At 55.8% G+C, this 24,061-nt stretch carries 15 protein-coding genes, 10 tRNA genes, 3 rRNA genes and 1 other RNA gene; 28 read left to right on the plus strand and 1 reads right to left on the minus strand.

Annotated elements, in window-relative coordinates; genetic code table 11:
• Positions 1-202: 202 nt before the first annotated feature.
• Positions 203-715, plus strand: a complete 513-nt coding sequence (locus FFV09_RS11090) for a YwhD family protein (RefSeq protein ID WP_141447890.1) — start codon at positions 203-205, stop codon at positions 713-715.
• Between the two features lie 101 nt (positions 716-816).
• On the opposite strand, the gene FFV09_RS11095 is transcribed toward FFV09_RS11090, so the two are convergent.
• Positions 817-1,494: a DNA-3-methyladenine glycosylase gene (locus FFV09_RS11095; protein WP_141447891.1), complete on the minus strand. Its 678-nt coding sequence runs from the start codon at positions 1,492-1,494 to the stop codon at positions 817-819.
• Between the two features lie 240 nt (positions 1,495-1,734).
• Here FFV09_RS11095 and FFV09_RS11100 point away from each other — a divergent pair, with 240 nt between their 5' ends.
• The 27 genes from FFV09_RS11100 (at position 1,735) to FFV09_RS11230 (ending at position 24,023) form a co-directional block, all read left to right on the plus strand.
• The gene (locus FFV09_RS11100; RefSeq protein ID WP_141447892.1) at positions 1,735-2,169 is read left to right on the plus strand and encodes a YwiB family protein; all 435 of its coding nucleotides are present in this window, start codon (positions 1,735-1,737) and stop codon (positions 2,167-2,169) included.
• On the plus strand, positions 2,159-3,838 hold the full coding sequence (argS, locus tag FFV09_RS11105; RefSeq protein ID WP_141447893.1) for an arginine--tRNA ligase: 1,680 nt from the start codon (positions 2,159-2,161) through the stop codon (positions 3,836-3,838). The genes FFV09_RS11100 and argS overlap by 11 nt, the downstream gene beginning before the upstream one ends.
• 177 nt (positions 3,839-4,015) lie before the next feature.
• Complete coding sequence (gene rpoE, locus FFV09_RS11110; protein WP_237401601.1) at positions 4,016-4,516, plus strand: DNA-directed RNA polymerase subunit delta; 501 nt, start codon at positions 4,016-4,018, stop codon at positions 4,514-4,516.
• Positions 4,517-4,834: 318 nt separating this feature from the next.
• Positions 4,835-6,439: a CTP synthase gene (locus FFV09_RS11115; protein WP_141447895.1), complete on the plus strand. Its 1,605-nt coding sequence runs from the start codon at positions 4,835-4,837 to the stop codon at positions 6,437-6,439.
• Between the two features lie 245 nt (positions 6,440-6,684).
• Positions 6,685-7,053, plus strand: a complete 369-nt coding sequence (locus tag FFV09_RS11120) for a response regulator (protein ID WP_141447896.1) — start codon at positions 6,685-6,687, stop codon at positions 7,051-7,053.
• A 155-nt stretch (positions 7,054-7,208) separates the two neighbouring features.
• On the plus strand, positions 7,209-8,063 hold the full coding sequence (fba, locus tag FFV09_RS11125) for a class II fructose-1,6-bisphosphate aldolase (protein ID WP_141447897.1): 855 nt from the start codon (positions 7,209-7,211) through the stop codon (positions 8,061-8,063).
• 239 nt (positions 8,064-8,302) lie between these two features.
• Complete coding sequence (locus FFV09_RS11130; RefSeq protein ID WP_141447898.1) at positions 8,303-9,556, plus strand: UDP-N-acetylglucosamine 1-carboxyvinyltransferase; 1,254 nt, start codon at positions 8,303-8,305, stop codon at positions 9,554-9,556.
• A 319-nt stretch (positions 9,557-9,875) separates the two neighbouring features.
• Positions 9,876-11,228, plus strand: a complete 1,353-nt coding sequence (gene rho, locus FFV09_RS11135; RefSeq protein ID WP_141447899.1) for a transcription termination factor Rho — start codon at positions 9,876-9,878, stop codon at positions 11,226-11,228.
• Between the two features lie 83 nt (positions 11,229-11,311).
• Positions 11,312-12,586, plus strand: coding sequence for a radical SAM family protein (locus FFV09_RS11140; RefSeq protein WP_141447900.1), 1,275 nt, complete (start codon positions 11,312-11,314; stop codon positions 12,584-12,586).
• Positions 12,587-12,772: 186 nt separating this feature from the next.
• Positions 12,773-13,040: signal recognition particle sRNA large type (gene ffs, locus FFV09_RS11145), an RNA gene on the plus strand.
• Positions 13,041-13,260: 220 nt separating this feature from the next.
• Positions 13,261-15,006, plus strand: a complete 1,746-nt coding sequence (gene dnaX, locus FFV09_RS11150) for a DNA polymerase III subunit gamma/tau (RefSeq protein WP_141447901.1) — start codon at positions 13,261-13,263, stop codon at positions 15,004-15,006.
• Positions 15,007-15,066: 60 nt separating this feature from the next.
• On the plus strand, positions 15,067-15,381 hold the full coding sequence (locus tag FFV09_RS11155; protein ID WP_141447902.1) for a YbaB/EbfC family nucleoid-associated protein: 315 nt from the start codon (positions 15,067-15,069) through the stop codon (positions 15,379-15,381).
• Between the two features lie 26 nt (positions 15,382-15,407).
• On the plus strand, positions 15,408-16,004 hold the full coding sequence (gene recR, locus FFV09_RS11160) for a recombination mediator RecR (RefSeq protein WP_141447903.1): 597 nt from the start codon (positions 15,408-15,410) through the stop codon (positions 16,002-16,004).
• A 707-nt stretch (positions 16,005-16,711) separates the two neighbouring features.
• Positions 16,712-18,262: ribosomal RNA gene (locus FFV09_RS11165) — 16S ribosomal RNA — on the plus strand.
• Between the two features lie 125 nt (positions 18,263-18,387).
• Positions 18,388-18,504, plus strand: a 5S ribosomal RNA gene (gene rrf, locus FFV09_RS11170).
• Positions 18,505-18,516: 12 nt separating this feature from the next.
• A tRNA-Ile gene (locus FFV09_RS11175) sits at positions 18,517-18,593 on the plus strand.
• A gap of 26 nt (positions 18,594-18,619) precedes the next feature.
• Positions 18,620-18,695 (plus strand) — tRNA-Ala (locus FFV09_RS11180).
• Positions 18,696-18,883: 188 nt separating this feature from the next.
• Positions 18,884-21,819, plus strand: a 23S ribosomal RNA gene (locus FFV09_RS11185).
• Together the 16S, 23S and 5S rRNA genes with 10 tRNA genes alongside form the textbook arrangement of a ribosomal RNA operon.
• Before the next feature lie 206 nt (positions 21,820-22,025).
• Positions 22,026-22,117: transfer RNA gene (locus FFV09_RS11190), tRNA-Ser, on the plus strand.
• 42 nt (positions 22,118-22,159) lie between these two features.
• Positions 22,160-22,233, plus strand: a tRNA-Met gene (locus FFV09_RS11195).
• 19 nt (positions 22,234-22,252) lie between these two features.
• Positions 22,253-22,328, plus strand: a tRNA-Val gene (locus FFV09_RS11200).
• A gap of 6 nt (positions 22,329-22,334) precedes the next feature.
• Positions 22,335-22,410: transfer RNA gene (locus FFV09_RS11205), tRNA-Thr, on the plus strand.
• A 13-nt stretch (positions 22,411-22,423) separates the two neighbouring features.
• Positions 22,424-22,499 (plus strand) — tRNA-Asp (locus FFV09_RS11210).
• A 31-nt stretch (positions 22,500-22,530) separates the two neighbouring features.
• Positions 22,531-22,603 (plus strand) — tRNA-Phe (locus FFV09_RS11215).
• Between the two features lie 12 nt (positions 22,604-22,615).
• A tRNA-Tyr gene (locus FFV09_RS11220) sits at positions 22,616-22,700 on the plus strand.
• Between the two features lie 7 nt (positions 22,701-22,707).
• Positions 22,708-22,780: transfer RNA gene (locus FFV09_RS11225), tRNA-Lys, on the plus strand.
• A gap of 94 nt (positions 22,781-22,874) precedes the next feature.
• Positions 22,875-24,023: a PucR family transcriptional regulator gene (locus FFV09_RS11230; protein ID WP_141447904.1), complete on the plus strand. Its 1,149-nt coding sequence runs from the start codon at positions 22,875-22,877 to the stop codon at positions 24,021-24,023.
• Positions 24,024-24,061: the final 38 nt, after the last annotated feature.

Below are 24,061 nucleotides of genomic sequence, written 5' to 3' on the forward strand. Positions count from 1 at the left end.
ATTCGAGTTGTTTCGCTATGGAAAAAACCTCTGAAAAGCGCTTAACCCTACGGTTTATCGAGCCGGTATCCGGGTTTTTTTGTTTTGCTTTCGTCTTTTTATCGGATAGAATAGAAGAAGATGAAGAGTTTTAAGAAAAAAGCATGAGTTTTTGCAAGAATTTGGATGAATTTATTCGCCGAAAGGGGCTCGGATTCCCGTTATGGACCAAAATCAGACAGGTAAAAAACAGCTTGGGCTCAATATCATCAGCAGCAGCCAAAAAAGCAGCAAGCATAAGGGCTTCGGCACGGGCGCCATCAACTTGAACAACGTATCCCCGATCATTATAGACGAAGGCGAAGCGAAGATCGACGTGGGCGCCATGCATGCCAAGAGCAAAGTGGAGCGCGGCATCAAGTTCACGGCCGAACGCGCCGATGCGGAAGGCGGACGCCGGGTATGGCTCGTCTGGGTCGCGGTGGACAAGACGGAAGAAGGCGGCAGCTACGCGGGAGCGACGGCCTGCGAGATGTGGATCAACAGCGAGACGAAGAGAGGCTTCAAGATTCTCGCCGACCACGTGAACAAGCTCGATTACGCGATCAAGCGGAAGATCATCCTGAACGAGATGGACAACGAAGCGAGAGCGGCGCTCAAGACGCTGCTGACGGCGCACAACGAAGAATGGTGGAACCGTTCGCCGGAAGAGCTTAAGCAGGCGTTGGACGTCTAAGAGTCGCGATCCTGCGGCAGCAGCAAAAAAGCGTCGGTCCCGGGTTTGGGATCGGCGCTTTTTGCTTTTTCATTCTTACGGGCTTCCTCTCCGCTGCACGGTTACAGGAAAAACGGCTTGGGCGGATGGGCCTTGTCGTTCACCGAGACGTACGGATGGTCCTTGACGAAAAACCGCCACGGCTTGGCCGCGTATTCTTCCGCGTAATCGATATTGATGCGCGGTCCGCACAGCAGCTCCAGCGAAGAAGGGTCGTCGCCGGCTTCAAGGTAGAGCGGACTCGTCGGCACCGTCAGGCGGCAGCCGTTGAACGATTTGTCGACGTCGAGCGCCCGGCACAGCTTGCCCGGGCCGCCGGACAGGTCGGACGCTTTTTTGGATTTGATTTTGCGGAAAAAGCGCATGCGGCGTTCGTCTTCTTCGGTCAGCGGCTCCACGGCACGGATCAGCACGGCCTGCGGATCGTCTTGTGAGCCCGTGACGACGTTCAGGCAGTGGTACATGCCGTAGATCAGGTAGACGTAGGCCGTGCCGCCGGCGCCGAACATGATCTCCGTGCGCGGAGTGCGCCGGCCGCCGTAGGCATGGCTGCCTTTGTCTTCGATCCCTCCGTAGCTCTCCGTCTCGATGATCCGGCTGCGGATCTCCCCGAACTCGGTGCGGCGCACCAGCGTCTGGCCCAGCAGCCGCGGAGACGCCTCCAGCGCGGTCGAAGCGAACAGGGACGGAGGCAGCGGGCGGAAAGCGCCCTGCGCCGGGCGCGGCGTGAGTGGCTGCATCGGAATTCCTCCTTTTGGCGGATGATCGGTTGGCTGCACCCGCGTTCTTCCCTATTTTAATAAACGTTCGGGGAAGGAGTAAATCCGCGTCGAAGCGCAGCGTTCGCGTGCCGGCGCCGGAAGTCGGTTTTTTTTGCCCGAAGCCGGTTTGCAGTCGTCGAAAGCACTAGGTCCCCATACCGGAATATGCTATAGTACTATAGAAGAAATCTTCGTTAAACGGATTGGAGCGGAAGCGCTATGCCAGGCATGAGCCGCGTCCTGATTACGATTGTCAGCAAGCAGGACGAAGAGACGGTGAAGCAGACGCTCGCCGGACAGCTTTTTCAAAAAGACAACGCCTTGTACGTCCGCTACGAAGAACCCGGCGCGAACGGCAGTCCGGGCGGCGTGCGAACGCTGGTCAAGGTCACGCAGGAAGAATTGAAAGTCATCCGCCACGGCGAGGTCGAATCGGAGCAGTCTTTCCGCCTGGGAAGCAGCCTGCCCGGTTTTTACCGTTCGCCTTACGCGCGTTTTGCGCTCGTTACCCATACCCGGGACCTGCGCGTGCGCATGCAAGGCGCTGCGGGAGAGATCCATTGGGCGTACGAGATGGAAGTGCACGACGCCATCTCGGGCCATTTTGCCGTTAGCTTAACCATACAGGAGGAAGTCAACCGATATGACGATTAACCCGCTACAACAGCTTGAAGATACCGTGAAACAGGCCATCGCCCAGGCGATCGCCAAAGCCGGCCTCGTGGCCGAAGCCGACATTCCGGACATTGCGCTGGAAGTACCCAAAGACAAGACCCACGGCGACCTGTCTACCAACGCGGCCATGCAGCTGACCCGCCTTGCCAAGAAGAACCCGCGCCTGATCGCCGAAGCGATTCTGGAGAACCTGGACCGCGAAGCGGCCGGGATCGAACGGACCGAGATCGCCGGACCGGGCTTTATCAACTTTACGCTGAACAAAAGCTATCTGTACCCGGTCGTCGGCACGATTGCGTCGCAGGGCGCCGATTACGGACGGATCGAGGACGGCAAAGGCAAACGCGTCCAGCTCGAATTCGTCAGCGCCAACCCGACCGGCAGCCTGCATCTGGGCCATGCCCGCGGCGCCGCCGTCGGCGATGCGCTGTGCAACGTGCTCGATTTCGCCGGTTACGACGTGACGCGCGAATACTATATCAACGACGCCGGCAACCAGGTGATGAACCTGTGCGTCTCGATCGAAGCCCGCTACCTGCAGGAACTCGGCCAGGACGCCCAGATGCCGGAAGACGGCTATTACGGCGAGGATATCAAAGGTTTCGCCAAGGAATTGGTCGAACTCGAAGGCGATCGTCTGGTGTCGATGAGCCAGGGCGAACGGATGGAATATCTGCGCACGTACGGTCTGGAAAAAGAAATGCAGAAGATCCGCCGCGACCTGGACCGTTTCCGCGTGCACTTCGACGTCTTCTTCAGCGAAACGTCGCTGTACGAAAACGGCCAGGTGCTGGACGCGCTCGACGAGCTGCGCAGCCGCGGCGAAGTGTTCGAAGAAGACGGCGCCACGTGGCTTGAGACGACCAAATACGGCGACGACAAGAACCGCGTGCTGATCAAAAACGACGGCACGTACACGTACCTGACGCCGGACATCGCGTACCACCGCGACAAGTACGCGCGCGGCTTCGACAAGGTCATGAACATCTGGGGCGCCGACCACCACGGGTACATCCCGCGGATGAAAGCGGCCATGCAGGGACTGGGCAACGATCCGGAGAAGCTGATCGTGCTGATTGCGCAGATGGTCAGCCTGTTCCAGGGCGGCGAGAAAGTCAAAATGTCCAAGCGGACCGGCAAAGCCGTGACGATGGAAGAGCTGATGGACGAAGTGGGCGTCGATCCGATGCGTTACTTCTTCACCATGCGCAGCATGGACTCGCATCTGGACTTCGACATGGACCTTGCCGTGTCGACGTCGAACGAGAACCCGGCGTTCTACGTGCAGTACGCGCATGCGCGTATCTGCAGCATTTTCCGCCAGGCCGAAGAGCAGAAGGTGACCGTGCTGCCGCTTGAGCAGGTCGACCTGAGCAAGCTGACGGCCCAGCACGAATACGACCTGCTGCGCAAGCTCGGCGAGCTGCCGGAAGAGATCCGCATCACGGCCGAAGGCTACGCGCCGCACCGCCTGACGCGTTATGTGTACGAAGTGGCCACGATGCTGCACAGCTACTACAAAGCGGAGCGCTTCATTACGGAAGACGCCGCCGTGACCCAGGCCCGCCTGGCGCTGCTCGGTGCCGTGCGCACCGTCATTGCGAATGTGCTGCGCCTCATCGGCGTATCGGCGCCGGAACGGATGTAGGCGGCTTTTTTCCCGACATGTGAAAAATCGTCCGCGCTTCTTGCATTTTGCGCGCGGATGCGTTTTACTTAGGTTGACTTTTTCTGCACGACCGAATTGCATTACGTTTTGAGAGGAAGTGTCCATTTGGCACCTGCACCGATTGAATTGTCGATCGATACCGAGAAAATCCGCGAAATGCCCATGGTCGATCTGGCCTTTTTGATTTTGAAGAAAGCCAACGAACCTTACTATTATCCGGATCTGATGAAAGAAGTCGCGCGTCATCGCGGCCTTACCAACGAACAGGCGACGAACATGATTGCCCAGCTCTACACCGAGATCAACATCGACGGCCGCTTCGCGTGCGTCGGAACGAATCTCTGGGGTCTGAAACGCTGGTATCCGCTGGAAAAATCCGAAGATCCGGTCGTGGGCGCCAAGCGTCCGCGCATCATCAACGACGAAGACGACGACGATCTGGACGAAGATCCGGTATTCAGCGCCGACGAAGAAGAAGATGCGAATGACGAAGACGACGATCTGTTCGACAACGACGAAGACGACGTGGACGAAGATGTAATCGTCGATGATGAAGTCGAAGACGAAGAAGAAGAGATCGAAGGCGAAGAACTGGACGAAGAGGAAGAAGAGGAAGACGAAGAAGAAGAGGAATTCGAAGGCGAAGAAGGACGCTAAGCGTCCGGTTTCGCAAGTTCCGCTTTGCTTCACGCTCTCTTTTGCGCGGGCCTGTGCAGGCAGGGGAAAAGGACCGAACGTGCGCCTTTTCCCTGCTTGACAGCCTTTCGGTCAGAAGGTAAACTATTGCTTGGGCTTCTGATTTAGGTACGGACTTATATGGAAAAAACGTTAAAAGTGCCCCGTGGACACGGGTGTCACTTTTTTTGTTTTTTATAGGGTATTTTCCATACGCACAGCCATCCAAACATGCGGAATCACTCATGACGCCGGACGTTTTTGATCGATCCATTATTATCGTACAGGGGGTTTTTTACAGTGACCAAGTATATCTTCGTAACGGGCGGAGTCGTGTCTTCGCTCGGCAAAGGCATCACGGCCGCGTCGCTCGGCAGGCTTTTGAAGAACAGAGGACTGAAAGTGACGATCCAGAAATTCGATCCTTACATCAACGTGGACCCGGGAACGATGAGTCCTTACCAGCACGGCGAAGTGTTCGTGACCGACGACGGGGCGGAAACGGACCTCGACCTCGGGCACTACGAGCGCTTTATCGATATCAACCTGTCGAAGAACAGCAACGTGACGACGGGTAAAGTGTACTCTTCGGTCATCAGCAAAGAGCGCCGCGGCGAATACCTGGGCGGAACCGTTCAGGTCATCCCGCATATTACGAACGAGATCAAGGAGCGCATCATGCGAGCCGGACGCGAATCCGGTTCCGACGTCGTCATCACCGAAATCGGTGGTACGGTAGGCGACATCGAGAGTCTTCCGTTCCTGGAATCCATTCGCCAGCTTCGCAGCGACGTGGGCCGCGACAACGTGATGTACATTCACGTGACGCTTATTCCTTACATTAAAGCAGCCGGCGAGATCAAGACCAAGCCGACCCAGCACAGCGTCAAGGAACTGCGCAGCATCGGGATCCAGCCGAACGTGATCGTCTGCCGGACGGAATACGAATTGTCCGAAGACACCAAAGCGAAGATCGGCCTGTTCTGCGATCTGGACAAAGACGCCGTCGTGGAATGCCGCGACGCGGCGACCCTGTACGAAGTGCCGCTGAACCTGCGCGCCGAAGGACTGGACGAGATCGTCGTCAAGCACCTGAAGCTCGACACGCCGCAGCCGGACATGACGGAATGGGAAGCGCTCGTCGAGCGGATCGGCAAGCTGGAGAAAACGGTCGAAATCGCGATCGTCGGCAAGTACGTCGCGCTGCATGACGCTTACCTGAGCGTGGTCGAGTCGCTGTCGCATGCCGGCTTCGACGCGAACGCGGAAGTTAAGCTGCGCTGGGTCGACGCGGAAGAACTGACGGAAGAGAACGTCGAAGACAAGCTCGGCGGACTCGGCGGCATCCTCGTGCCGGGCGGCTTCGGCGATCGCGGCATCGAAGGCAAGATCACGGCGATCCGTTATGCCCGCGAGAACAACGTACCGTTCTTCGGTATCTGCCTCGGCATGCAGGTCGCGGTAATCGAATATGCGCGCGCCCTGGCCAACATGGACGGCGCGAACAGTTCGGAGATCGATCCGGCGACGACGTTCCCGGTCATCGACCTGCTGCCGGAGCAAAAAGACATCGAGGATCTCGGCGGCACGATGCGTCTTGGCCTCTATCCTTGCAAACTGGTGGACGGATCGCTCGCGATGCAGTGCTACGACGACGAGCTCGTCTACGAAAGACACCGTCACCGGTACGAGTTCAACAACGCGTATCGCGAACAGATCGAAGCGGCGGGTCTCGTCATCTCCGGCACGTCGCCGGACGGCCGTCTGGTCGAAATCGTCGAACTGCCGAACCATCCGTGGTTCCTGGCCGTGCAGTTCCATCCGGAATTCACTTCCAGACCGAACCGTCCGCAGCCACTGTTCCGCGAATTCGTCAAAGCCGCTATCACGTACTCGATCGACTGATTCCATTGAAGGTCCGGATTCAACCCGGACCTTCTTTTTTGTGCGCTCTTATTTTTCGCGGGCGTTTGGGAAATATTCGGTCTTCCTGCCGGAATTAGCAGGAAACCGCCATTAAAAGTCGAATACTTCTCAGAGTCGAACGGACGCCGAACAAAAGGGGAATTCCTGCACGCATAGAGAACGTCCGGCGGCGGTCGGAGCAAGCTTCGGCGCGGCGGAAACAAAACGGGGGAGGACAAACAAACATGAGCGAACACAAAATATTGATCGTGGACGACCAGAACGGGATTCGCATGCTTTTGACGGAAGTGTTCGGAAGCGAAGGTTACAAAACGTACCAGGCGGCCAACGGCAAAGAGGCGCTTGAGCTGCTGCAAAAAGACCGTCCGGATCTCGTGCTGCTGGACATGAAAATTCCCGGTATGGACGGCCTGGAGATACTGCGCCATATCAAGGCTTCCGATCCCGACATCAAAGTGATCATGATGACCGCCTACGGCGAGCTCGACATGATCAAGGAAGCGAAGGACCAGGGAGCGCTGATGCACTTCACGAAGCCGTTCGACATCGACGAGATGCGCCTGGCCGTCGGAAGATACCTGCGGGGAGAATAGAGGAGAAAAGGGCGGTCCAAGCCTCTTTTTGTTCATGTAAAATCCTTGTAAGTTTACAACCTGCCTGTTTTGTATTTGCGGCGAGAGTGGTATAATAGGTAAGTATGGATGTCGGCTCAATACAGAAATCCAACATTTAATTAGGAGGAACAACCATGCCATTAGTTTCGATGACAGACATGTTGAACAAAGCTCTCGAAGAAAAATACGCGGTAGGTCAGTTCAACATCAACAACCTGGAATGGACTCAAGCCATCCTGGGCGCTGCCGAAGAAGAGAAATCCCCGGTCATTCTGGGCGTATCCGAAGGCGCGGCTCGCCACATGGGCGGTTTCAATACAGTCGTGAAAATGGTTGAAGGCCTGCTGCTGGACATGAGCATCACCGTTCCGGTTGCCATTCACCTCGACCACGGTTCGAGCTTCGACAAGTGCAAAGCGGCTCTCGACGCCGGCTTCACTTCCGTCATGATCGACGGTTCGCACCACCCGATCGAAGAAAACATCGAAATGACGAAAAAAGTCGTCGAGTACGCTCATGCCAAAGGCGCTTCGGTTGAAGCGGAAGTCGGCACGGTAGGCGGACAAGAAGACGACGTCATCGGCGGTATCCAATATGCGGATCTGAACGAATGCGTACGCATCGTCAAAGAAACCGGCATCGATACGCTGGCTCCTGCACTCGGTTCCGTACACGGTCCTTACCACGGCGAACCGAACCTGGGCTTCAAAGAGATGGAAGAGATCCGCGACGCGGTTAACCTTCCGCTCGTTCTGCACGGCGGCACGGGTATCCCGACTCACGATATCCAGAAGTCGATCTCCCTGGGCACGTCGAAGATCAACGTGAACACCGAGAACCAAATCGCATTCGCCAGAGTCGTTCGCGAAGTGCTGGCTGCCAAGCCTGACGCTTACGATCCACGTACGTTCATCGTACCGGGCCGCGACGCGATCAAAGCTACCGTGATCGGCAAAATCAAAGAATTCGGTTCGAGCAACAAAGCCTAAGCTTCGCTTGGGATGACCGAACGCCCTTTTGGGCGCGGCGTCGATTTTTTATTGCAAAATCCGAAGCAGTCCTTCATTATGGAAAGATCACCGTTCAAGCGGTGGCTTTCCATTTTGTTTTACACTCAAGCTTTTTTTTGTCCGAAAAACAGGCAGGCCATTTTGGTCACGAACACACATTATACGACTTTCAGTCTTTTTCGAATGGCTGCACATCACGTAGGGGGACCTTTGAACTTATGGAAAAATTAATGATCACCGGTGGACGTCCGCTCCAGGGAACGGTCACGATCAGCGGTGCGAAGAACAGCGCCATAGCGCTCATTCCGGCAGCGCTGCTTGCGGATTCCGAAGTGATATTGGATAATCTCCCGCTGCTTAGCGACGTAGCGGTTTATTCCGAGATTCTGGAAGCGCTGGGTGCGCGGGTATCCTGGGAAGGCAGTCAGATGCGGATTGATCCTTCGAACGTCAAATCGATTCCGATGCCTAACGGCTCGGTCAAGAAACTTCGGGCTTCCTACTATATGATGGGCGCTTTGCTGGGCAAGTTCGGCGAAGCTTTGATCGGGCTTCCGGGAGGCTGCAATTTCGAGCCCCGTCCGATCGATCAGCATATCAAAGGCTTCGAAGCATTGGGCGCGACCGCGGTCAACGAACACGGCGCGATTCATTTGCATGCGGAAGAACTGCGCGGCACGAAGATCTACCTCGACGTCGCAAGCGTGGGCGCGACCATCAACATTATGCTGGCGGCTGCCAAAGCCACAGGTTCCACCATGATCGAAAATGCGGCCAAAGAGCCTGAAATCATAGACGTAGCGACTTTGCTGAATTCCATGGGAGCCATCATCAAAGGCGCCGGCACGGAGACGATCCGGATCGAAGGCGTTCAGAAACTGCACGGCTGCCGACATTCGATTATTCCCGACCGTATTCAGGCCGGTACTTATATGATTGCCGCCGCGGCCACGCGCGGCAACGTCCTGATCGACAGCGTCATTCCGAAGCATCTGGAGGCGTTGACCGCCAAGCTGCAGGAAATCGGCGTAACCGTCGAAGAAATGGACGAGAGCATCCGCATTATCGGCGGGCCGAACTATCAGCACGTCGACGTGAAAGCGCTCGTCTATCCCGGCTTCCCGACCGATCTGCAATCGCCGATGACCAGCCTGCTGACCCAGGCCGAAGGCGCAAGCGTGCTCAGCGATTTCGTCTACAGCAACCGCTTCAAGCACGTGCCCGAACTGGTTCGCATGGGCGCGAAGATTCGCGTCGAAGGCCGCTCCGCGGTCATCGAAGGCGGTCCGTTGAACGCGGCCAAAGTGCAGGCGGCGGATCTGCGCGCGGGAGCGGCGCTCGTCATCGCGGGCTTGACCGTGGAAGGCGGCGTCACCGAGATCGAAGGCGTCGAATATATCGACCGGGGTTACGACAATCTGGTCACCAATCTTCGCAACCTGGGCGCCGACGTATGGCGCGAGACGACCTGATTTTGCTGCAGGCACGGCTTCGGCCGTGTCCGCATTTTTTTGATTTTAGATTTTTTGGTATCATCTTTTGCAAAACGGGTAATGGTTTTCATCGATGGACTTTTCATCTTCGTTTCTTTTCATTTCCAGACGATTCACTACTCCTTTCTTTTCGGGAAACAGCCCGAGCTCGTTTCAACCGGCGTCACCCTTACACTCTGCACTTTTTCCGCAGCATACCTCTTACCAAATCCAGCTTATTTCGCTTTTGTCCGGCCGTTCCCGCAGGGGAGCCGAGACGAAGCTTTCCAATATAAAATTGAATAGGTGGTTATCTTACATGGATTTGCAAATTTCCGATCTGGAAGAAATGAAACTAACCGATCTGTATAAATTGGCCAAAAAGTACCAAATACCGTACTACGGCCAAATGAAAAAACGCGAATTGATCTTCGCGATCCTGCGCGCCCAAGCCGAACAGAGCGGTCTGATGTTCATGCAGGGCGTACTTGAAGTGCTGCCGGAAGGCTACGGCTTCCTGCGTCCGATCAACTACCTGCCCAGCACGGAAGACATCTACATCTCCGCTTCCCAGATCCGCAAATTCGATCTGCGCAGCGGCGATCTCGTCTCCGGCAAATGCCGGGCGCCCAAAGAAAACGAACGTTATTTCGGCCTGCTCCAGGTTAATGCGGTCAACGGCCAGGACCCGGCCACCGCAGCGGAACGTCTGCATTTCCCTGCGTTGACGCCGCTGTATCCGGAGAAAAAGCTGTCGCTCGAAACGACGCAAAACCGCGTTTCGGCGCGAATCATGGACCTGCTGGCGCCTGTCGGGCTCGGCCAGCGCGGCCTGATCGTCGCTCCGCCGAAAGCGGGCAAAACGCAGCTGCTCAAAGAAGTGGCGAACAGCATTTCCGAGAACAATCCGGAAATCGAACTGTTCGTGCTGCTGATCGACGAGCGTCCCGAAGAAGTGACGGACATGCAGCGCTCGGTCCGGGGCGAAGTCGTGGCTTCGACGTTCGACGAACTGCCGGAGAACCATATCAAGGTCGCCGAGCTCGTATTGGAACGCGCGCTGCGGATGGTCGAGCACAAGAAAGACGTCGTCATCCTGCTCGACAGCATTACCCGCCTGGCCCGGGCGTACAATCTTGTCATTCCTCCGTCCGGCCGTACGCTGAGCGGCGGTATCGATCCGGCCGCATTCCACCGGCCGAAGCGCTTCTTCGGTTCGGCGCGCAACGTCGAAGAAGGCGGCAGCCTGACCATTCTGGCGACTGCCTTGATTGACACCGGCTCCAGAATGGACGATATTATCTATGAAGAATTCAAGGGTACCGGCAACATGGAACTGCATCTGGACCGGAAACTGGCCGAACGCCGGATCTTCCCGGCGATCGATATCCGCCGCTCGGGCACGCGCCGCGAGGAGATGCTGCTGTCCAAGGAAGAGCTGGATACCGTCTGGCATATCCGCAAGAACATGAACGACTCGTTCGACTTTATCGAAGGCTTCCTCAAGAAGCTGAGAAACTGCGAGAAGAATGCCGAGTTCCTGGCTTCTTTCGATACGACCGCCGACAGCAAGACCGGCTCCAAGCCGGCTTCGTCGTCGAAAAGCAGCGGAAGTTCGTCTTCCGCCGCGACGAAACGCCCGGCGCGGACCGCTTCCGTCACCAGCAAGTAAATTAACGATTAGGCCACACGCACACTAAAACGGTTCACGCTTCAGCGAACCAAGCGCAAGCCCGCTAAAAGGAGACCTTACTCATGCATCTGGTTTATGCCGACGAGAACGGCAACGTATACGATCACCCCGAACTGCTCGCTTTGGCGCGCAGCGCCGATATGATTATCGAAATTATGGACGACGAACTGATTCCGCTGCCGGACGGCGCGACCCTGGTCGGCCTGCCGAGCACCAAGCCTGTCGCACTCGATCCCGAGAGCGGCGAGATGATGGCGCTCGAAGGCATGCAGGCGGTCGGAGCCCTGCTTCCGCAAGGTTTCACCCGCCTCGCCCTGCCCGGCTACGTGAAGACGGACAAAGAATATAAGCTGCCGTTGTTCGGCTATTCCGCGGTCGTCTGGAAAGACGGGCGTTTCTACGTGACGGCCGAACAATGCGACGACCCGGAAAAGTGGAACCCGGAAAACTGCGATACCCGCGAACTGAACACGAAAGTGCACGATTTTATCGAAAAGTATCCCGACAACCGCCTGTACCAGCATTTGTCGAACTGCGCGCTCGGCTATGAATGCCTGACGTCGTCGAACACGTTCCTCGGACGCTGGGAAGGCGGCGTGCCGGTCTCTTACTCGTGCAACGCCGGCTGCTTCGGCTGCATTTCCGAACAGCCCGACGACAGCGGCTTCGTCGCGCCGCAGACGCGCATGAACTTCCGTCCGCGCACGGAAGAAATGGTTCAGGTCATGATGGAGCACCTGACCACGCCGGAATCGATCATCAGTTTCGGGCAGGGCTGCGAAGGCGAGCCTTCCACCCAGGCCAAGCTGATCATTGAAGCGATCCGCGAAGTGCGCTCGCGCACCGACATGGGCTACATTAACATCAACACCAATGCCGGCTTGTCCGACCATATCCGCGGCATCGTCGACGCGGGTCTGGATCTTATGCGCGTCAGCACGATCAGCGCGCTGGACGACCACTACAACGCGTATTACAAACCGCGCGGCTATACGCTTGCGAACGTCGAGAAATCGATGGCTTACGCGGCGAAGCAGGGCGTGTATACGTCGATCAACTATTTGATCTTCCCGGGCGTTACGGACCGCGAGGAAGAGATCGAAGCGATGATCGAATTCGCGCGCCGCACCGACCTCAAATTGATCCAGATGCGGAACCTGAATATCGACCCGGAAAGCTACATCGAACTCATTCCGCCTGCCCAGGGAGATATCCTCGGCATGAAGCAGATGCTTGAGATCTTCCGCGAAGAACTGCCGAACGTCGTGATCGGCTCGTACACCCACGTGCCTCCGATGGATCAGCGCCGGGCGAAACCTCCGGTCGGGCTCGTATAAGGCTCGCTGTAGAGGCGGACGAAATGTCCGCCTGAAAAGCAAGGCGAATAAGCCCGGCGAATGAATCGTCAGGCTTATTTGCTATTCCCTTCCGGTTTCTCGGAGCAAAGAGGACCTTCCCGCGGCCGGCTGCAACATTGCCGGCCTGTTTGCGTTTTCTCTTTTCATCCCGTATAATAAAGAATGCCGTGCTAGATGGGGAGGTAGCGGTGCCCTGTAACTCGCAATCCGCTATAGCGAGGTTGAATTCCCGTTCGAGGTCATGCTCTGTAAGGTTTGGTCTCTACACATAATGTTGACGGTTGGGTCCTCCGCAATGAGCACCTGTGAACCTGGTCAGGTCCGGAAGGAAGCAGCCATAAGCAGGTTCGCTCTTGTGCCGGAGGGTGGCCTGGCCTGAGTTGTTGTGTAGAGGTGCCGCTTGGATGGCATCGTATCGAAGGCGGGTGCACGGTTTTAATTTATCTGTTAAACGACCGACATCTTTGCCGCAGGCAGAGGTGTTTTTGTTTTTTTATCGTTAAAAAATTCGGCGAAAAAGTTGGATTTGCGTCCTGCAAAAGACCGGCGCGTCGTTTTTATCCGCACCGAAATATAGTATAATATAGGAACGACGACGATTCATTTTTAGTCAATGGAACCCGATTCGAAGTTCGATCAAGAAGGAGCCGCCGATGGAACATATTGCGCTTTACCGGGCTTGGCGACCTCAGTCGTTCAAGGACATGGTAGGACAACAGCATATTATCCGAACGCTGCAGAATGCCATACGCGAACAGCGGGTGTCGCATGCCTACCTGTTCAGCGGACCGCGGGGGACGGGCAAGACAAGTGCCGCCAAGATACTGGCCAAAGCCGTCAACTGCGAAAAAGGGCCCGCTCCCGAGCCGTGCAACGAATGCGAGACATGCAAGCGCATCTCGTCGGGAGCGGTGATGGACGTGCTGGAGATCGACGCCGCCTCCAACCGGGGCGTGGAAGAGATCCGCGATCTGCGCGACAAGATCAAATACGCCCCGACCGAAGTGCGGCGTAAAGTGTATATTATCGACGAAGTGCACATGCTTACGACGGAAGCGTTCAATGCGCTGCTGAAGACGCTGGAAGAACCGCCGGAGCATGCCATGTTCATCTTGGCCACGACGGAACCGCATCGGCTGCCGGCCACGATCATCTCGCGCTGCCAGCGGTTCGATTTCCGCCGCGTGTCGCTTGAGGAGCAGACCGGACGGCTGTCCGAGATCTGCCGCGAAGAGAAGATCGAAGCCGAAGACAGCGCCCTGCAGTATATTGCGCGGCTGTCCGACGGCGGGATGCGGGACGCGCTCAGCGTGCTCGATCAGATCTCCGCGTTTACCGACGGCAAAGTGACGTACGACCAAGTGCTGAACATGACCGGCGGCATCGCTTCCGAACAGTTTTCGGCTTTGGCCGCTTCGCTGTCCGCGCAAGACGCCGGAGGCGTGCTGCAGACGGTCGAAGGCTGGATGCAGGAAGGCAAGAGCGCGGACAAGTGCATGGAGAACCTTCTCTATTACTTCCGCGACCTGCTGATGATCAAAATGGTGCCGAACGCGGAACATATGACGGAGAGAGTGCTCGACGCCGCGTCTTTTCAGGAGGTGGCGGAACGCTTTTCCAAAGAAAGTCTGTTCCGCACGATCGACACGCTCAGCCGCTACCAGAACGAGATGAAGTATGCGGCCAATCCGCAGATGCTGTTCGAAGTGGCGCTGCTGAACCTGGTCAGTCTGGGCGAAGGGGCCGAAGCGGCCCCGCACCGCGAAGCTTCCGCTTCGAACGGCGCTCCGGTCGACTCCCAGGCCGTCAAACGGCTCGAAGGCAGGATCGCCGAGCTGGAGAAGAAGCTGGATCAGGCTGTGCGCAGCGGCGTTCAATCTTCCGGAGGAGGCGAAGCGTCGGGCAGCCGCCCGGCCGTTCGGCAGAATACGCCCCGCATCTCCCGGATGGCGAAGCTGCCTTCGCATATGGATCAATACCTGGCGCGAAGAGACGATGCTTCGTTCAACGAGATCCGCGGCAAGTGGAATCAGGTGCTTCAGCGGGTAAAAGAAGAAAAGGTGACGGTTCACGCCTGGTTTACGAACGGCGAGCCGGTGTCGGCGCTGGACGATTCCGTCCTGGTCGCGTTCAAAAACGACATTCACCGCGAGACGATCGAAAAGCCGGCCAATCGCCAGGTGGTGGAACAGGTCATGAACCAATGCCTGGGCGGCGAATGGCATCTGGTCACGATCATGCAGAAAGATTGGAACGATTCCGCGGAATCGGCTTCTTCTTCGAAGTCCGAATCCGAAGTGCTGGAGCTGCAGCAGGAAGAAGCAGGCGGCAGCAAAGAACCCTGGGTAGACGAAGCCTTGAATCTGTTCGGGGAGAATCTGGTTGTCATTAAAGAATAAATACTGCCCGGCACGCCGCCATGCGGGGATGCCGAGGCCCACCCCAAAGGAGAGATCCCGATGAACAACAACATGAACCAAATGATGAAGCAGGTCAAGAAGATGCAGGAACAAATGATGAAAGCCCAGGAAGAACTCGGCACGAAAAAAGTCGAAGGCACTTCCGGCGGCGGCGTGGTCAGCGTTGAAGTCAACGGCCACAAAAAAGTGATCGCGATCAATATCAAACCCGAAGCGGTGGACCCGGACGACGTGGAAATGCTGCAGGACCTGATCCTGACGGCCGTTAACGACGCGCTGACCAAAGCCGAAGAACTGGCAAACCAGGACATGGGCAAATTCACGAACGGCATGAAAATCCCGGGTCTGTTCTAAACTATTCGTAAAAGGGAAGTGTGGCCTTGCATTATCCGGAGCCGATTGCCAAACTGATCGAATCTTTCAGCCGTCTGCCCGGGATCGGGCCCAAGACGGCGGCGAGACTCGCTTTTCATGTATTGAATATGAAAGAAGACGACGTGATCGACTTCGCCAAGGCGCTTGTCAGCGTCAAACGCAATCTGCATTACTGCACCGTGTGCGGCAATATTACCGATACCGATCCGTGCCGGATCTGTCAGGACAAGTCCCGCGACGCTTCCGTCATCTGCGTCGTGCAGGATGCCAAAGACCTGGTCGCGATGGAGCGGACCCGCGAGTTCGACGGATATTACCACGTCCTGCACGGCGCGATCTCTCCTATGGAAGGAATCGGTCCCGATGACATCCGTCTGAAGGAGCTGTTGACCCGTCTTAGCGACGAACGCGTGCAGGAATTGATTCTGGCAACCAATCCGAATATCGAAGGGGAAGCGACGGCGATGTATATTTCGCGCCTCGTGCGTCCGTTCGAGATCAAAGTGACGCGGATTGCCCACGGCCTGCCGGTAGGCGGAGACCTGGAGTATGCGGACGAAGTCACGCTCTCCAAGGCTCTCGAAGGACGCAGGGAGCTATAGGACGATCGTATATGCGGGACAAGCAAATAGCGGCGGCAGTCGGCCTTTGGGTCGGCTGCCGTATTTTTTATGCCGATTTCGTAAAATGCGGCTGACAGCGAAGCGTTTTCATTGTATAATCCATTTATTGTGGTTCAGCGGCCGCTTTCGTGAAGAAATAGGCGAAGATAAAAAAGTGAGTAAAAATGCAGAATTGTGTTGACTTGCTATCTGGCTGCGTGATACATTAATAAACGGCTCTTCGAGGCCAACCCTTTTACAGCCAACCAAAGAAATCGGCACTGAAAAAGAAGTTGAAAAAAGTGCTTGACGAACTGCTTGCCACTGTGATATGATATAAAAGTCGCCGCTGAGATGCGGTGGTGAACGAAAGAAACAAGCAAGACAAGAGTGACATCAATAAATAACACCTATAAGATTAACGAGTTTGTTCTTTGAAAACTGAACAGTGAGTAACGAGAATCACGGAACCCAGCCGGGCCAAGTGATTCGAGGAACCGCGCTTAGCGAAGGGTTTTGATCTTCGGATCTGAATCTCTGGAACTTCAGCACGGTTTAGAGTGAATATAGGGAATGCAAATTCCCGCCACGTTTTAACGAGCACATGGTGCTTTCTTGACAAGTCAACTTCAAGACCATCCGCTTTATCCGAATCCAGGCCCTATGGGGTCTCTAATCGGAGTCGCGGGTGCAACAGAGGTTGCACCTTAATGGAGAGTTTGATCCTGGCTCAGGACGAACGCTGGCGGCATGCCTAATACATGCAAGTCGAGCGGACTTGAAGAGAAGCTTGCTTCTCTGACAGTTAGCGGCGGACGGGTGAGTAACACGTAGGCAACCTGCCTTTCAGTCTGGGATAACTTCCGGAAACGGATGCTAATACCGGATACATCGTTTCTCCGCATGGAGAGATGAGGAAAGACGGCGCAAGCTGTCACTGAGAGATGGGCCTGCGGCGCATTAGCTAGTTGGTGGGGTAACGGCTCACCAAGGCGACGATGCGTAGCCGACCTGAGAGGGTGAACGGCCACACTGGGACTGAGACACGGCCCAGACTCCTACGGGAGGCAGCAGTAGGGAATCTTCCACAATGGGCGAAAGCCTGATGGAGCAATGCCGCGTGAGTGATGAAGGTTTTCGGATCGTAAAGCTCTGTTGCCAGGGAAGAACGTCCGGGTGAGTAACTGCACCCGGAGTGACGGTACCTGAGAAGAAAGCCCCGGCTAACTACGTGCCAGCAGCCGCGGTAATACGTAGGGGGCAAGCGTTGTCCGGAATTATTGGGCGTAAAGCGCGTGCAGGCGGCGGGTTAAGTCGGATGTTTAAGATCGGGGCTCAACCCCGATTCGCATCCGAAACTGGCCCGCTTGAGTGTAGGAGAGGAAAGTGGAATTCCACGTGTAGCGGTGAAATGCGTAGAGATGTGGAGGAACACCAGTGGCGAAGGCGACTTTCTGGCCTATAACTGACGCTGAGGCGCGAAAGCGTGGGGAGCAAACAGGATTAGATACCCTGGTAGTCCACGCTGTAAACGATGAGTGCTAGGTGTTCGGGGTTTCGATACCCTGGGTGCCGAAGTTAACGCATTAAGCACTCCGCCTGGGAGTACGGTCGCAAGACTGAAACTCAAAGGAATTGACGGGGACCCGCACAAGCAGTGGAGTATGTGGTTTAATTCGAAGCAACGCGAAGAACCTTACCAGGTCTTGACATCGGCATGACCGGCTTAGAGATAAGCCTTTCCTTCGGGACATGCCAGACAGGTGGTGCATGGTTGTCGTCAGCTCGTGTCGTGAGATGTTGGGTTAAGTCCCGCAACGAGCGCAACCCTTGACTTTAGTTGCCAGCATCTTGGATGGGCACTCTAGAGTGACTGCCGGTGACAAACCGGAGGAAGGCGGGGATGACGTCAAATCATCATGCCCCTTATGACCTGGGCTACACACGTACTACAATGGCCGGTACAGAGGGTCGCGAAGCCGCGAGGTGGAGCCAATCCCAGAAAGCCGGTCTCAGTTCGGATTGCAGGCTGCAACTCGCCTGCATGAAGTCGGAATTGCTAGTAATCGCGGATCAGCATGCCGCGGTGAATACGTTCCCGGGTCTTGTACACACCGCCCGTCACACCACGAGAGTTTATAACACCCGAAGTCGGTGAGGTAACCGCAAGGAGCCAGCCGCCGAAGGTGGGATAGATGATTGGGGTGAAGTCGTAACAAGGTAGCCGTATCGGAAGGTGCGGCTGGATCACCTCCTTTCTATGGAGAATCGTTTCCTGCAACGGAGACATTCAGTCCCGCTTTTCTAGGGAGATAAAAAATAGAAACACTCAAACACTCACTGTTCGGTTTTGAGAGAGGGAACTCTTTCAATTAAATATGCGTTTGGTAGTAATGGCGGAGGGGTTCCACACGTACCCATCTCGAACACGACCGTTAAGCCCTCTAGCGCCGATGGTACTTGGACCGCAGGGTCCCGGGAGAGTAGGAAGCTGCCAAGCGCATCCTTTTATGGGCCCTTAGCTCAGCTGGTTAGAGCGCACCCCTGATAAGGGTGAGGTCGGTGGTTCGAGTCCACTAGGGCCCACCATTTCCAACATCATATTTTCCTTTTATGGGGCCATAGCTCAGCTGGGAGAGCGCCTGCCTTGCAAGCAGGAGGTCAGCGGTTCGATCCCGCTTGGCTCCACCATAATTGCTTAACTGCTTGGAAAGATCAAGAGATTTCGAACTAAGAGATTTCGCTTAGCGCGTGAACCACTTTTGGTCCGCACAGCAGTGATGCACACAAAAATTGTTCCTTGAAAACTGGATACCGAAACGAAAAACTTCGCGTCTGGAAGATCTCTTCTTCGGAAGACGATTTCCCAAATGAAGTTTGGTTAAGCAAGTAAGAGCGCACGGTGGATGCCTAGGCACCAGGAGCCGACGAAGGACGCGACGAACCGCGATAGTGCTTCGGGGAGCTGTAAGTGAGCGTTGATCCGGAGATTTCCGAATGGGGGAACCCAGCTGGACTCATACCCAGTTACTGACCGAGTGAATTCATAGCTCGGCAGAGGCAGACCGGGGGAACTGAAACATCTAAGTACCCCGAGGAAGAGAAAACAATAGTGATTCCGTCAGTAGCGGCGAGCGAACGCGGAACAGCCCAAACCAGAGAGCTTGCTCTCTGGGGTTGTGGGACGTCTCACACGGAGTTACAAAGGAGTTTGGTAGGCGAAGAGGTTTGGAACGACCCGCCACAGCAGGTGATAGCCCTGTAGCCGAAAGCAAGCTCCCTCCGAGACGGATCCCGAGTAGTGCGGGGCACGTGAAACCCCGTATGAATCCGGCAGGACCATCTGCCAAGGCTAAATACTCCCTGGTGACCGATAGCGAAGCAGTACCGTGAGGGAAAGGTGAAAAGGACCTCGGAAGAGGAGTGAAATAGAACCTGAAACCGTGCGCTTACAAAAAGTCAGAGCCCAATTAAGGGGTGATGGCGTGCCTTTTGTAGAATGAACCGGCGAGTTACGTTTACATGCAAGGTTAAGGTGAGAAGCCGGAGCCGCAGCGAAAGCGAGTCTGAATAGGGCGATATAGTATGTAGGTGTAGACCCGAAACCGGGTGATCTACCCCTGTCCAGGGTGAAGGTGCGGTAACACGCACTGGAGGCCCGAACCCACGTACGTTGAAAAGTGCGGGGATGAGGTGGGGGTAGCGGAGAAATTCCAATCGAACCCGGAGATAGCTGGTTCTCCCCGAAATAGCTTTAGGGCTAGCCTCGGATTGAGAGTTGTGGAGGTAGAGCACTGATTGGGTGCGGGGCCCGCCAAGGGTTACCAAGTCCAGTCAAACTCCGAATGCCATCAACTTATATCCGGGAGTCAGACAGTGAGTGCTAAGATCCATTGTCAAAAGGGAAACAGCCCAGACCATCGGTTAAGGTCCCCAAGTGTGTGTTAAGTGGGAAAGGATGTGGAGTTGCCCAGACAACCAGGATGTTGGCTTAGAAGCAGCCACCATTTAAAGAGTGCGTAATAGCTCACTGGTCGAGTGACTCTGCGCCGAAAATGTAACGGGGCTAAACACACCACCGAAACCATGGCTTGATGCCTTGCGCATCAGGGGTAGGGGAGCGTTGAATACGGATTGAAGGTGTACTGGAAAGAGCGCTGGACTGTATTCAAGTGAGAATGCCGGTATGAGTAACGAAAAGATCAGTGAGAATCTGATCCGCCGAAAACCCAAGGATTCCTGAGGAAGGCTCGTCCGCTCAGGGTTAGTCGGGACCTAAGGCGAGGCCGAAAGGCGTAGTCGATGGACAACAGGTGGATATTCCTGTACCGCCGTAAACCGTTACGAGCAATGGAGTGACGCAGGAGGGAAGGGACGCGGACTGATGGATATGTCCGTCCAAGTAACAAGTTTGGTCGGTAGGCAAATCCGCCGGCTCCAAGAACAAGTTGCGATGGGGAGCGAAAATTACAGTAGCGAAGGTCCTGGGCTCACACTGCCAAGAAAAGCTTCTAGCCAGGTGAAGGCGCCCGTACCGCAAACCGACACAGGTGGGTGGGAAGAGTATTCTAAGGCGCGCGGAAGAACTCTCGTTAAGGAACTCGGCAAAATGACCCCGTAACTTCGGGAGAAGGGGTGCCCCGGTAGTGTGAATAGCACGAGGGGGCCGCAGTGAAAAGGCCCAAGCGACTGTTTAGCAAAAACACAGGTCTGTGCGAAGCCGCAAGGCGAAGTATACGGGCTGACGCCTGCCCGGTGCTGGAAGGTTAAGAGGAGGGGTTAGCGGCAACGCGAAGCTCTGAATTGAAGCCCCAGTAAACGGCGGCCGTAACTATAACGGTCCTAAGGTAGCGAAATTCCTTGTCAGGTAAATTCTGACCCGCACGAATGGCGTAACGACTTGGGCGCTGTCTCAACGAGAGATCCGGTGAAATTTTAATACCTGTGAAGATGCAGGTTACCCGCGACAAGACGGAAAGACCCCATGGAGCTTTACTGCAGCTTGATATTGGACTGGGGTGCGATTTGTACAGCATAGGTGGGAGCCTTAGATCTCGGAGCGCCAGCTTCGGGGGAGGCGCCGTTGGGATACCACCCTGATCGCATGCTAGTTCTAACCTCGTACCGTCATCCGGTACAGGGACCGTGTCAGGCGGGCAGTTTGACTGGGGCGGTCGCCTCCTAAAATGTAACGGAGGCGCCCAAAGGTTCCCTCAGAATGGTTGGAAATCATTCGCAGCGTGTAAAGGCATAAGGGAGCTTGACTGCGAGACGGACAGGTCGAGCAGGGACGAAAGTCGGGCTTAGTGATCCGGTGGTACCGCATGGAAGGGCCATCGCTCAACGGATAAAAGCTACCCTGGGGATAACAGGCTTATCTCCCCCAAGAGTCCACATCGACGGGGAGGTTTGGCACCTCGATGTCGGCTCATCGCATCCTGGGGCTGAAGTAGGTCCCAAGGGTTGGGCTGTTCGCCCATTAAAGCGGTACGCGAGCTGGGTTCAGAACGTCGTGAGACAGTTCGGTCCCTATCTGTCGTGGGCGTTGGAAATTTGAGAGGAGCTGTCCTTAGTACGAGAGGACCGGGATGGACGCACCGCTGGTGTACCAGTTGTTCCGCCAGGAGCATCGCTGGGTAGCTACGTGCGGAAGGGATAAACGCTGAAAGCATCTAAGCGTGAAGCCCCCCTCAAGATGAGATTTCCCACACGCAAGTGGTAAGACCCCTTGGAGACGACGAGGTAGATAGGCAGGAGGTCGAAGCGTAGCAATACGTGTAGCTGACCTGTACTAATCGGTCGAGGGCTTATCCTATAGACTTGCGCAGCTAGGCTTTTCGGAAGCCTCTGCTTCGGTTGAGCACACTGCGCAGGCAAACACTTCATGACGCGAAGTGGATCGTTTCGGATCCGGTTTTCAGGGTGCAAATCCTGTAACTGCAAGATGCATGTCTTTTCTGGTGTGGGTTATTTTCCTGGATACTGTTCGGCGAACAATAATCTCACGGAAAAAACCGGTTTGGAGAGATACCCAAGTGGCTATAAGGGGACCCTCTGCTAAGGGGTTAGACTGCGTTAGCGGTGCGAGGGTTCGAATCCCTCTCTCTCCGCCATTCCTTTCTTCATTGCAAGAAAGAAAATGGCACTTGTAATATGGCGGTGTAGCTCAGCTGGCTAGAGCGTACGGTTCATACCCGTGAGGTCGGGGGTTCGATCCCCTCCGCCGCTATCTTTATCTTTATTCCCATGGAGGCTTAGCTCAGCTGGGAGAGCATCTGCCTTACAAGCAGAGGGTCGGGGGTTCGAGCCCCTCAGCCTCCACCATCATATGCCGGTGTAGCTCAATTGGTAGAGCAACTGACTTGTAATCAGTAGGTTGGGGGTTCAAGTCCTCTCGCCGGCACCATTAAATTTGGTCTGGAACCGTGGTGTAGGGGTTAACATGCCTGCCTGTCACGCAGGAGATCGCGGGTTCAAATCCCGTCGGTTCCGCCATTTTAATTGAATAACTGGTTTTATGGAGTATGGCTCGGTAGCTCAGTCGGTAGAGCAAAGGACTGAAAATCCTTGTGTCGGCGGTTCGATTCCGTCCCGAGCCATCTTTATAGTGTGGAGGCTTAGCGAAGTGGCCAAACGCAGCAGACTGTAAATCTGTTCTCTCCGAGTTCGGTGGTTCGAATCCATCAGCCTCCACCAGTTTCGAGAGCCATTAGCTCAGTTGGTAGAGCACCTGACTTTTAATCAGGGTGTCGAAGGTTCGAGTCCTTCATGGCTCATCAAGAAGTCGTGTTCCGTTTTGACGGAATGCGGCTTTTTTGCGTATTTGGATTTATGTTAAGATAGAAGAAAACAGGTGTTGGAGGACGGGCTATGAATGTGCAGGACATCCGGCGCCGACTGGAATCGATCGTGGGCAGAACGGTAGAACGGATCGGCGTCTCAAAAAAGCGGCAGCAGGAACTGATGGGCGCGGTCGAACCTGGAATGCAGCCGTCCGGAAGCGAACCGGAAGCTGGGCCGGCTGTAGAAGCGATGCGCCTGGGCGTGGTCGAAGCCGGCTCCACCTGGTTTTTCGCCGCCGATGCCTCGTCGGAGACGGCGGAACGCACCGCTTTTCGTATCGCGAGCGACCGGTTGGACCCTGCCCTGCGCGAATTGATCGCCCTGCTCGTGCAGACGTCGGCAGTGGACCATTCCGCGCCGTCCCTTCAGGAGGAAGAGACGGAAGCGCAGCAGTTGGGCCGCTGGCTGGCGGACAGGCTGGAGTCGGGAGAAGCGCCGCATGAACTGCCGGATACGCTGCGATTGAAAAGCCGCCTGTTCACGGAGATGATTCCGTTTCTGTTGATCTACGAAGGGGCACAGAGTTCGATCGGCGGCTATGAAGAGCTGCATCAGCTGCTGTCCACGTTTCTGGAGCGGGAAGTGCGCGTCGTCCCGCTGCGCGAACGGGAATGGCTGCTGCTCGTTGATCGGCTGGACGTGCTGGATCTGTCGGAAGAGCGGGGCGAAGGCGACGAATCGGATCGCGAGCTGCTCGAAGCGTTCGGACTCGGCTTGTACGAGCTGATCGCGAGCGAATGGGCCGGCATTTTCAATCTGTCGGTATCGGAACCGCTGCAGCCGGCCCACGGACTCGTTCCGGCGCTGCGCATTTTGCGGGAAAGCGTCTTTCTCGGCAAAACGTTCCATGTGACGCGTCATGTGCACTTGCCGTGGGAGCTGGATCTGGAGCGGTTGATCTACAGCATTCCGGGAGAGCAGCGGGAACGGTTCATGGAGCGGATCGAAGGCCGGGCGGTCGTGCTGGCGGACAGCGAGACGCTGGCGACGCTGACGACTTTTTTCCAAATGAACTGCAATGTAAGCGAGACGGCCAAGCAGCTGTACATCCACCGCAATACGCTGATCTACCGGTTGGACAAGGTCAAACAGGAGACGGGGCTCGACGTGCGCAACTTCAGTGACGCCGTTTCGATGAAGCTTGCGCTCCTATTGGATAAAGTGACAAAAGACTGAGCGGATTTTTGTGCAGTTTGCGGATAGCCAGGAAAGCG

The organism is Saccharibacillus brassicae, from assembly GCF_006542275.1.
GTDB lineage: Bacteria > Bacillota > Bacilli > Paenibacillales > Paenibacillaceae > Saccharibacillus > Saccharibacillus brassicae.